4 protein-coding genes, 1 tRNA gene and 1 pseudogene are annotated in these 11,817 nt (G+C 38.1%); all 6 read right to left on the minus strand.

Features of this window, described 5'->3' with window-relative positions:
- A partial coding sequence (locus N8M20_RS08075) for a YSIRK-type signal peptide-containing protein (protein WP_261080241.1) occupies positions 1 to 8,507 on the minus strand: 8,507 nt, incomplete at its 3' end.
- Between the two features lie 348 nt (positions 8,508 to 8,855).
- Positions 8,856 to 8,969: pseudogene (locus N8M20_RS10795) on the minus strand (Rpn family recombination-promoting nuclease/putative transposase); the annotation flags it as partial.
- Between the two features lie 4 nt (positions 8,970 to 8,973).
- A complete protein-coding gene (locus N8M20_RS08080; RefSeq protein ID WP_261080242.1) occupies positions 8,974 to 9,897 on the minus strand; it encodes an Rpn family recombination-promoting nuclease/putative transposase in 924 nt (307 codons plus the stop codon).
- Between the two features lie 186 nt (positions 9,898 to 10,083).
- A tRNA-Leu gene (locus tag N8M20_RS08085) sits at positions 10,084 to 10,169 on the minus strand.
- Positions 10,170 to 10,248: 79 nt separating this feature from the next.
- Complete coding sequence (locus N8M20_RS08090; RefSeq protein ID WP_042750413.1) at positions 10,249 to 10,824, minus strand: cysteine hydrolase family protein; 576 nt, start codon at positions 10,822 to 10,824, stop codon at positions 10,249 to 10,251.
- Positions 10,824 to 11,612, minus strand: a complete 789-nt coding sequence (gene codY, locus N8M20_RS08095) for a GTP-sensing pleiotropic transcriptional regulator CodY (RefSeq protein WP_000940721.1) — start codon at positions 11,610 to 11,612, stop codon at positions 10,824 to 10,826. Before codY ends, N8M20_RS08090 begins: the two co-directional genes overlap by 1 nt.
- Positions 11,613 to 11,817: the final 205 nt, after the last annotated feature.

Here is an 11,817-nt window from a genome sequence, read left to right on the forward strand (position 1 = left end):
GTTTGTTTATGGTTGTCACCTGCGACTGTTATTGGCTTAGCACTTCCTAGGTTGACTCCTCCGACTTGTGGTTGGTAGTGAAGATCGGTTGAGGCTGCTTTTTCCTCATATTCCACATTGAAGACTTGTGGGGCATCTGTTAAGTGTACAGTTTGCTCTCCTTTATTCTTCAAGACATACACCTTGCCAGCTTCTGTAATGGTTTCTGCTGGTGTGTATTTCACTTCGTCGGTTTGTTTATGGTTGTCACCTGCGACTGTTATTGGCTTAGCACTTCCTAGGTTGACTCCTCCGACTTGTGGTTGGTATTTCACATCCGTAGACACCACACCCACATGCACCGTCAAGGTATTACTTTCTTTTCCTTGACTATCGATAGCTTTAAGGACTACTGTATATCGTCCTGCCGGAGTTGCTTTTCCTGGTGTTTCTGTCAATCCAGACATTATTTGGAGACTTCCAGTACCGTACGGCTTATCTTCAAGAACTGTATGATTATCTTCAGTATCTCTGATAGTTACTAGTTCAGCTAATTTCTCTTTCGTAATACTTGTTCCAGATGGGAAGACTTTACGAGTCGTATCACTTCTTCCTTCCGTTCCTTTGTACTCCAGAGTCGGAGACGTATTGCTAATGTTAGAAATCATCCAATTTCCAGCAGTTACTGGATCTTGTCCTGCTTCGGATTGGTAAGCTACACGTAAACCTAAGCCTTTGCCGTAAGTACTTGTTCCACTACCATTCGCTACTTCTTCCTTCAAATGAAGTTTAGACCCACCTTCAATTTCCTTGATATGAATTCTTACTAGATTTTCAGAGGCGTTTGTACGACTAACTCCATTTTCAATCTTTGCTACAAATTTATTTGCATCACTTACCGCAGTGTGATCAGTCCGTACTGCGTCTACATGCCAATCTCCACCATTTTGACCACGAACAAGAACAATACTATTTGCTTTATCTCCATTTTCTTCACTATTATGGAAACGTAATTCAACTCGTTTAGCATCATGTGGAACTGTGATGTCAATATGCTTACTACCCGCAATTGTAGGTGTTACAGAGTAAGAACCCATTGAGACTTCTTTATCATCACTTGTAGTTGAAACTGTTCCACCTGTGACTGTATTCTCCACTGTAATCGCTGGCGGTGTTGTAGTTTCTCCATTCTTAGCAACTGATTGACGAAGTTTTACAGTAGCAGGAAGCGTAGCTGTCCATTTATCTCTAGTGATTGTCACGCGCCCATCAGCACTAGATAGAACGGTCCTATTCTCATCGTTCAAATGAACTTTGACTACTTTATTAGGAGCATCAAATCCACCCAATGTACCGCTTAATGTACGACTAGTTGAGGTGACCGCAGTTGCGTCAAAAGTTGGTTTTTGAGGAGCGACTTGGACATCATTGCTATTTGCAGATGACAAGTTATAGGCTGTAGTTCCGCTACCACCCGCAACTTTAACCACCGCATGAACCTTTTCTCCAAGAGTCAGATTAGACATATAATTAGTAGCATCGAAATGAACCGAACCTGCTCCGCTAGTTACCTCATCGCGACTTAACTCTTTAGAAGCAACTTTATTACCTCCTTGGTACAATTCCACCGTTACTCTAGCATCTGTTCCTAATTGATCTGATGTTGGAAGATTTCCTACCGTCACCGGCGGTTTCGTACCCGCTTTACCACGGAAGGCATCTGCATTTATAGTTGGTGCTTGTGGTAAAACTGCAAAATTAACATCTAAGTTTTGATCACTGTAGTGTCCACTCTCAGTTGCGACGTCGCCTCGAGCTGAACGAAGGTTTAAATACCAAGTATTAATTACACCGCTATAGACCCCAACTTTATTCTCGATATTATCAACCGGTGTGGTACTCCCTTGTCCATTTCTATTCCAATAAACACCTCTATTTGTAGTTACATTTTTATCGATTGGTCTCACATACTTGTATTTGTCTCTTGAAAATGCCTTTCCTACCGTAGTTTCAAATCGATTTTTACCGTTTTCATAGGCTATCTCATCTCCATAAGTAGTGATTGTTATTTCTTTGTCAGGAGCAGTTTCACCATTAGGATAAGTTACAGTTATAGTTTTCGTTCTTGTACCAATATCTTTTCGAAGACTTCTATCTGGAAGATTTCCATCCTTGAAGGAAATTGACGTTCTGTTTGGTTTACGTCCATCAAAAGATATATACCATTCCGCTTCAAGCGGGTTTCTAATATGCCCTCCATTTTCATAAATAGCTCCTGTCAGCGGTTGACCCACAATTTCAAAGTACGTCCTTACTTCTTGATTATCTTTTTTACGATAAGTAACCGCTGGATACTGTGTTTTAAAGAATCCTAGACTTGTTCCATCACTATTACCTTCAGAGCTATTATTACCAGAACTATCCACCGTTTCCGCTAAAAGTTCATAGACTGTTGTTGAGCTGGCATCTTGATACAATTTATCGATAACATCAGCCTTCTCTACCCCATTTTCAACGATTTGAGTCTTAGTATCTCCTGTTTTAAGCCACATATTTAGCTTGCTTCTTAACGTATTGGTCTTCGCATTGGTATCATCATCTTTATCATAATTATCTGTTAATTTCACAAGACTAGTGAAAGATGGGCGCCCATTTTTCGGTAAATAGTCATATAATTTTTTAGTAACCCCTAAAACATTTGTACTAGAGCGCTGTACCCGTGGATTTTCTGTGTCTATAGGAACAAAGTAGACATTAATAACATTTGTCGTTGTATCTTTAGTTTCATTTCTCTTAGACAGCGTATTTGTATTAACATACTCAGGACGAAGATACAACTGAGCTTTATAAATAGCTCCACTACCATTTGCCACATGATCTAATGAGATTGCCTGTATTCCGTTAGCTCCAGCAATACTTGCATTTTGTAGACTTGTATTAACAGCGCCAGGAGTTCCTTTTCCGTTTTCAACTAACTTATTAGGTGAATTAGAAACAACCTGTCCACCACTAAGATTTCCTGCATCTACCAAATCTAGCGTATTAATATAGTCAGAACCTTTTTTAAACTCGTTTGTACGCGAATCCTTACTATAACCTTCACGATTATGTTCAGCTTTTTCTTTATCATCCCCTCTAGCTTCAACAAGAGATGGATTTTCAACACTATTTGTACCTGCTTTTGGTTTTAAGTGCATCATTCTTAAGACATCATTTAGATTGATACCTTGTCCTTTTGTCGCATCATAGTAATAGATTAAACTACGATTTCCATTTACAGATGGGTCACTTGTACTATTAGACCAAGCAAAACCTTTATCTGTATCTCTATTCGGTAGTTTTGCACCTTCGATATTTTCTAATAAGAAATCTTTGCGAATATCTGCAAATCGAGTAACAAATCCCTCTCCTCTATTCTTATTAGGTTCAGTTTGAAGCCAACCACGTTTCTTGTCTTTTGTAACAACAATAGATCCACTGTCTGAAATCTCAATATTTTCATCTTGCAACCCAAGTGTAGGATTTGCTTTTTTCAAAGCGATTCTAATTGCTGCTTTCTCAGCATCGTTCAACTTGCTATCATTTGCTTGAACGATTCGGTTAGTTGCATTCTCTATTAAATTTAGTCGGGCAGTAACTTCTTTTTCGTTACTATTACCTGACATTGTAGATACACCACGGTGAGTTACCTTCACGCGTGCATAAAGAGTTTCCCCTTCTATCAATCCATTTGGACGTTTACGACTAATATCACTTTCTCGGAAAGTCCACTCGGTTTCTCTACTTCCTTTATCAAAAGAATGTTCTGCTATAGGGGTTGTATCATCTTGATCACTATATAATTGAATCGTACGAGTTGCCTCTTTGTTAACCGTACCTACTTCAGAAGTACTCTCTCCAATATTAACGATATTCTTCACTTTAATATCTGGCTTATATCCTGCTTGACCATATAGAAGATCTGCTCCTCCATCAATCGTTGGAGCTGTTGGATCTACTGCAACTAGGATTCTTCGTTCAATAATAGGCGGTGCAAATACGGTTCTTGTAGTACTATTATTATTGGCAATATCGCCTGCTTGACTGAAATCAGCTTTAATCATACGCGCATAGTGCCCCATAGCGATACTAGCACCTTTAGATACATCAGCAGGATTAGAAGAGATTCCACCATTATTAATACTATAAACCATTCCATCTGGTAGATAAGAATATCCTCTATCCGCCTTACTTGAATCATTAATGACTTTCCAGTAGTCTTTAAGATTGATATTTTTAGTACCATTCTTTACATTGACAGAATTGCCATCATGAAGTCCGATAACATAACTCTTACCACCTTGTTGACCAGCATCAGGTGTTTCATAAACATTTTTAAAATCTAAATCTACAACACGATATTTAAATTTAAAGGTACTAACATCCCTATTATCACTACCTGTGACCGTTAAAGTAGCCTCGTGTTCTCCTAGAGCATAATCATTATTTACAGTACCATTTGATAATTTAGCTGTGTACTTACTTGTTTCGCTACCTGTTTGTTGACTTCCTGGGAAGTTTGTACTTGTCACTCCTCCAGGTAATCCACTGACCGTTACATTACTAATTTTTCCAGCATTATCCCATGCCTTTAATTCTGGATTAAAGGTCGCTCCACGGAAAATCGTAAAAATTGGTGTTCCTGCTGTTGTACCTAGCGATACTCCATTTAGAGTAGCTTGTGGTTTCGCATTATCAGTGACATTGAAGTTTACTTCTCTTTTAATTTCACGTGGCGCATAGAGAGTCATACCGTTAGCTGTAAGGGTTCCGTTTTGAGCTCCCGTTGGGAATACAGCTTTTGCTACATGTCTAACTAATCCAAGATTAGTTAATTTTGTATCTTGATTAGCATTTTCCCATTCCCAACTCATTCCTCCTGGGAAATATTTATTTCCTTGATCCGTGCTACCATTTAACGTATCAATCAAGTAATTATGAGAATCTCCTATTTTTTCGTTAAGAGAAGCAGCTTTAGGTGAATTTCTCACCATAACATCAGCAATGGTATATTCAAATTTATATTCTTTTGCATTACCACTGAGGTCTCTTACAGTAACAGAAGCTTCACGCGTTACCAAAGGAGCATCATCATCTACTTTTGTATTACTAAAATGATAATCTCCATTTGTAATTAAAGTACGAGCATAGTCTTTATTCCCTGATTTATTAAACCAAACACCATTTGGAATATTTTTTATATTAAATTCAGCAATTGTATTCGAATTATCTGCTACTTTAAAAGTAGGCGTGAAATCAGCACCACGGAAAATAACGAATCGATTATCAGAAGCTCTTTCAGTTAAGGGTCGTCCATTCATCATAACAGTAGGAGCTTGAGTATCTCTACTCTTAACAGTATCTTCAGCTGAAGTTTCATCACTATTCAGATACGTAGCAATAGCTTTAATTTTCGTATTATCTTCAACGGTTGGCTCTGTAATAGAAACACGACCTGTTGAAGTGTCCACAGTTACACCATCTGGACGATTACCAACTACTCCCCATGATGATCCTTCTTTTTTCACCGTAAGTGTAGTATCGCTCTGTTGTCTAGTTGGTCTATAAGAAACAACCAATTTATCTGTCGTACCATTTGGTGTAACAGAAGCAGATCCATCAAGCGGAGTTGCTATTGTTGGAGCAGCTGGTTTAGCTTCTTTTTGAATATGTTTGAAAAGTACATCTACATAGTCTACAGAATCGTCTTGATTATTTGTGCTAGAATTATTTTCATTATCATAGTAGGTAACCTTAACCTGTTTTTTCACCCAAACAGGCGTTGTCTCCGTGATAGTTGGGACATTTCCTACCACCTGCCCATTCGTATTTACCTTTTGATATTGTTGACGAATCGCTTCTTTTAACTTTTCTAAGTTTTCTTTTGAAATTTTTCCACCTGGTAAAACATCGATATCATCTGGCACTGTAAATAACTCTGTTTTACGATTATCAAGTGTTAATTCGATTACTCTCTTACCTGTTGATAAACTTGAGCCGTCTACCCATTGAACTTGCTTCACTGCCTGTTCTTTAATTTTTTCACTTGTACGAGGAAATTCTGAAATTCGATCCTTAAAGAATGAATTTCCAGGGTTTGGGGTTTCCATATCATCAGCATCTGGAGTTTTAAATCCATCAATTTGAGATGAAACATCCGTATAACTCTTGATATAAGTATCGGCATTCCCTAAATCAGCCTTATAATTCTTTGTATCCGTCACTTCTTTAGCTACTGGTTGATAAATATCAGACTGAGTCACAATTTTATATGGCAAACGGAAGTTAATGGCTTGTCCCTTAACTTTAGCTTCAATATAAAGAGTATGGTTTCCTTTTGTTCTATCAGCAGTTGTGTTCACGCCATCTTCTGAACGTTGTCTACTAAAGCGATTATGTAAATTCTTTAAATAATCCGCACTAAAATCACCAGTTGGTTTATAAGTACGGTAATCGGTAACATCTCCACGGCCAGGGTTCGTCTGCGTGTTATTATTATAAGTATCCTCAATAGTAACAGCATTGCTCATCAGACCACTTGCTGTATCCAAAGTACCTACCCCTGTACCTTTTAGGAAAGTGGTTTTTAACACATTCGTATTAACCGTTACATTATATCGTTCTTGCACGCCATACCATTGTTGATAACTCTTGTGCATAAAACGTCCACTAGGTATTTTTTCATATGATTTCATACCTGCAATATAGTAAAGTGGAGCTTCAGTATCAGCTTTTGTATCAAATTCTACTTCATAAGTATTACCGGCATCAAAATCTCTTGGTCTAAACGCAAAAACATTTTGAGTTGAACTTTTAATCTTATCGTACAACTTATCCATAATTCTTATGTCTTCATTTGACATACCATCACGATTATAATATACACTGGTATTATTTTTTACGAAATCATCTAAAGTATAAATCCCGCCGCGGTCACCAACAATTCCATTATTGACATTTGCAACATTTTCATAGTAAGGACTACCATTTACCCCACCATTTGGTGAACCGACAGCTGTTAAATATTTGTCTGCTTCACCATTAAATACTTGAGCAACCCCACCGTGTTTTACAACAGAACCATTCTCTTTCAAAGTCATATTTTGTACAGAATGACCACTTGGAACAGTAAAGTAGTAAATTGGATTTTGCCTTGATTCTTTCCCGTTATTATATGAGATTGTCCAGTGATATCCATTTGAATTCTTAGTTACTCTCGCAAAAACTTTATTTTTTAAATATTTTACAGGTTGAGGTCCTAAGTTATTATTATTATTCCCTGCACTACTTCCGTTATCATTATGAGAGATGTATAAGATAGTTCCTGGTGGATAACCTGAATTATCTCCTTTTGTGGTAATATACCCTACTAATGCATCTGTTAAATTGTTGTTACCTTGAGCATCATAAACTACACCGTTTGCTGCTCTATTAATCGCTGCTCTAAAATATGAATCAGGTAACATCTTCTTACCATTATCTAGATCACGTTTTCCTGAATGTTCTCGTGTGACAGCAAGTGCAAGTTTTTTCTCTGCTTGTTTCCCTTGCTTCATTAATTCTTCAATTTCTGAAGCTGTTAATTGTGGATTTTTTAATCCATTTTCAACAGAGCGAACAACTTCTTCCACACCTTCCAAAAATTTCTTGGTCTCAGGGCGTTCAATTTTTCTAGCGGCATCTAAGTAGCGAACCAAATAACCAGATAGCGCTTCCAGTTTATCTTTTTTGGTTACAGTTCCCTCCTCTTTACCAGCTTTTTCAGACTTTCTGCCATCTTCAGTTCCTTCAACAGAAAGCGCACTTTTATCAGTCTTTTTAAGTTCTTTTTCATCTTGAACTTTAGAACTAACTGTGGAACCTTCTATTACTTTTGCTGGCTTATCTAAAGTGAGATTACCCTCTAACGTCGCTTCGCTAGTCCGTGTAGCATTCAAGGCTTCTTTATTTTCCTTAGAAACAGCACTAGCTTCGTTAGCAGGCTTATTATCATTCTTAGACTGGAGCTGACGTACCTGCTCTGTCATAGCTTGAACTCGACCCACTAAGGTTGCAACTGCTTCTTCAGATGTATTTTCATCTCCAAGCAAACGTTTGCTTTCGTCGGTTAATTGAGAAATCTGACTAGCTAGACTTGACAACTTCCCGTTATCTATCTTAGCAATCTCTGCTTGAAGGTCACTAAGAGCCTGATTAAGAGCAGACTTATCCACCGATTTCTTAGTAATTGCCTCTTTCTCAGACCCTACTTCCTGTGATTTTTCTGAATGTTCCTCTGTAGGTGGAACTCCCTCGGTCAAACCAGTAACAGCAACCCCCACTTTTTCAGTATTGGCTGTTGCAGGAGAGACGGGCATATCCGCCTTAGCTACTCCATTCGCAAAAAAGATGAGCGCTGCAATCGCCACACTCGCAGCACCAAAATGGTACTTTCTTATAGAATAACGGTAAAGTTTTTCACCATTATCGTCACGCTTTTTACCAAACATAAGCATATCCTTTCATTGTTTCAATTGATTAGCTAAAAAGCTTTGAAACATAACTTCTCAACAATATATTAATACTTTTATGATTCAAAATCAAGCACTTACATAAAGTTTATTCAAAACAAAAATACGATAACAATCGTGTTTATGAGCATTTTTCAAGAATTATATATATATATATATATGCAAGTGTTATTATACTTATATTTAAAATATCTAAACTATAAAATTTAATATAAATAAAAAACAGATCTTACCTTTTGCCTCGGAAAAATCTGTCATTATTTTATTTTAAATGGTAGACTGCCTATCCTTACTTTTTATAGACAGCGGATTGATGAAAGCTTATTACTGGGTAAAAGGTTTATTACCGAAAAACTCCAACCACGGTTTACGAACCTCGTCTTTGCTGGTTTCTCTGTATTTTTTAGTTCCAAGAACGTTATTTTGACCATTATTAGTTATGACTTTACAACAAGGCCTCAAACTCAGCGACAGTCATACCCAATTGATGGCTGGCAACTTCAGAAGTCAGGAGACCTTGACGGACCATATCTAGGAAGGCAAAAAGTTTCCCACGCTCTAAGCCTTGTTCAATACCCTCAGCTCGCCCACGTTCAAGACCACGCTCTAAACCTTTCTCCTCAGCTTGTTCCAAGGCATAGTCCTGTGCTAACAAGGCTTGTTCTTCTCGCATACGTAGTTGACTAAACATCTTCCTGTCCTCCTCGGACCAGCTCTTGTAGTCCAGCAGTTGGTCTGCTTGGCTGATGGCTCGCTCGGGTTGCTGGGTAAAGGGTTTATTCCCGAAAAACTCCAACCAGGGCTTGCGAACCTCGTCTTTGCTGGTTTCTCTGTATTTTTTTAATTCCAAGAATGCCATCTTGACTAGATGGTTTTCTTGACCGTTATTGGTGATAGTTAAGACCTCACCTGTCGTGTCCTCGCGCATGCTAAAGCTATGAAAAGCCAAATCATCTTGGAAGTAATTACTATCTACGATAGCAATAGCATAAACAGGTGCGATGTGTTTGTAACTTTGATGTGTATCACCTTCTCGTTGACGAATTTTTTCTAGGTTTTGATTGACCTGACTACACAGGTAAGCCCACAGGCGATTGATGAAAAAATTCTGATGATGAACTTGGATTTCGATAATAACCTGCGTGCCATTGTCCAACTCTGCCAAAACATCTATACTGGTATAGAAATCCTGGGCCGAGTACGGCAGGGAAGGCAAGACATGAATATTGCTCCCCTCCAAAATGGTTACATTTTTGGCTGGTAAGTCCAGCATATCGCGGATAAATTGACAAGTGATTTCTGGATTGCTGAAAATTTTCTTAGCTACCAAATCATTGGTCGGGCTAATGCCCGGATGACGTAAAGTCATATTTCTTCTCCTTTCATTATACCATAGTTTTAAATCTAGGTTCACTAGATTCTATGGCTCTATCTATTTATTCGGAAAAAGTAGAGAGAATTAGGAGAAATTTATCTGAAAGCGATGGACGCCCACCATAGATATTATAAGCCCAATAAAAAACAAAAGAGCTAGCCTAAGCTAACTCTTATCCTATGCGGAGAGAGGGACTTGAACCCTCACGACCTAAAGCGGTCACAGGATCCTTAGTCCTGCGCGTCTGCCAATTCCGCCATCCCCGCGTCGATTACTTTACTAGTATATCAACTTTTGGGATGCTTGTCAACACTTTTTTCAAAATTTTTCATTTCATCAACCAAATTACTCTGAAATTTCATTTAGATTTTCATCTACCAACTTAGCTCCAAGTGTATTTTTGAAATGACCTAGGGCAAATTGGTGATTTTCAGGCCAGATGGAAGCAACAGCTGGTTTAACAATCTCGATGTCATATCCTAGATTATAGGCATCTATAGCTGTATGCAGGACACAAATATCCGTCAAGACTCCTGTTAAAATAACTGTAGAAATTCGACGCTCTCTCAAACGGATATCTAGGTCAGTACCCGAAAAAGCTGAGTAATGGCGTTTATCCATCCAAAAGACACGACTGTCTGAACCATGTTCTTGATAAAAGGTCCCCAAATCTCCGTATAAATTCCGTCCACTAGTCCCAATCAAATTATGAGGAGGAAATAGTTTACTTTCTGGATGAAAACAATCGTTTTCTTCGTGAGCATCAATGGTAAAGAAGATGTAATCTCCTCGTTCAAAAGCTAATCGAGTTACCTTGCTGATGGCATCCGAAATCGCCTGAGCTGGAGCGCCTGCTGTCAATTTTCCACTATCTGCAACAAAATCTTCTGTATAGTCAATCGAAATTAAAGCCTTAGTCATTAGTAATCTCTTTTCTTCACTTCTTCAAAAATATCTGAAATCAAGACCTTAAGATAGGTTCCCTTCATTCCAAGTGAGCGACTTTCAATAATTCCCGCAGACTCAAGTTTACGAAGGGCATTGACAATCACAGAACGGGTAATACCGATACGGTCTGCAATCACAGACGCAGTCAACTGCCCTTCATTTCCATTTAATTCCCCTAAAATTGCTGAAACAGCACGGAGTTCGGAGTAAGAAAGGGTGTTGACTGCCATGGTAACAGCAGTACGGCGGCGAATATTTTTCTCATCTTCTTCACGTTGGAAATTAAGAAGTTGAATCCCAACAACGGTACTGGCAATCTCAACAAGAATCAAGTCCTCATCTTCGAATTTTTTATCATTGCGCCAAATAATCAGAGAACCAAGACGAATCCCCGATACATGAATCGGTGCAATAGTCGTCAAACCATCTGGAAAGTCGGCACGACTTTCCACAGGAAAAATACTTAAATCATGATCAACTGTCAGATTGGCTTCTGTATCGTAAATCATGTTCGCACCTTGAATATAGTCATCAGGGAAAATCTTAGTTTGGAAGAATTGCTCTACACGATCTGTATTGGTTTTGTAACGCATAAAATAGCCAAGGAGACGTCCCTTGCTATTAACGATACAGGCGTTACAGTCAATAATATCTGCCAATTGACGGGTAATCGCATTGTAGGGGAGTTCTTCCTGCAACTGCTCGTCTGAGCGCTTCAGGATAGAAGTAATTTTTCTAGTTTTTTCTAATAAATGTGCCATTTTTCACCTCGAATTTAATCGCTATCATTATAACATAAACAGCTTGAATTTTCAATTATTATCTGAAAATTGCTTATTTAATTGCAATTTGAAAAAACAAGAATATTTTTAATTAAATTGCTTCTTTTCTATTGACAAGCTCCCTATTTTTGTGTATTATAATATTACAAAAAGATAATATATCTATTTTATTTATCTTTCTTTT

The sequence above is a fragment of the Streptococcus mitis genome (assembly GCF_946190275.1).
GTDB lineage: Bacteria > Bacillota > Bacilli > Lactobacillales > Streptococcaceae > Streptococcus > Streptococcus mitis_DC.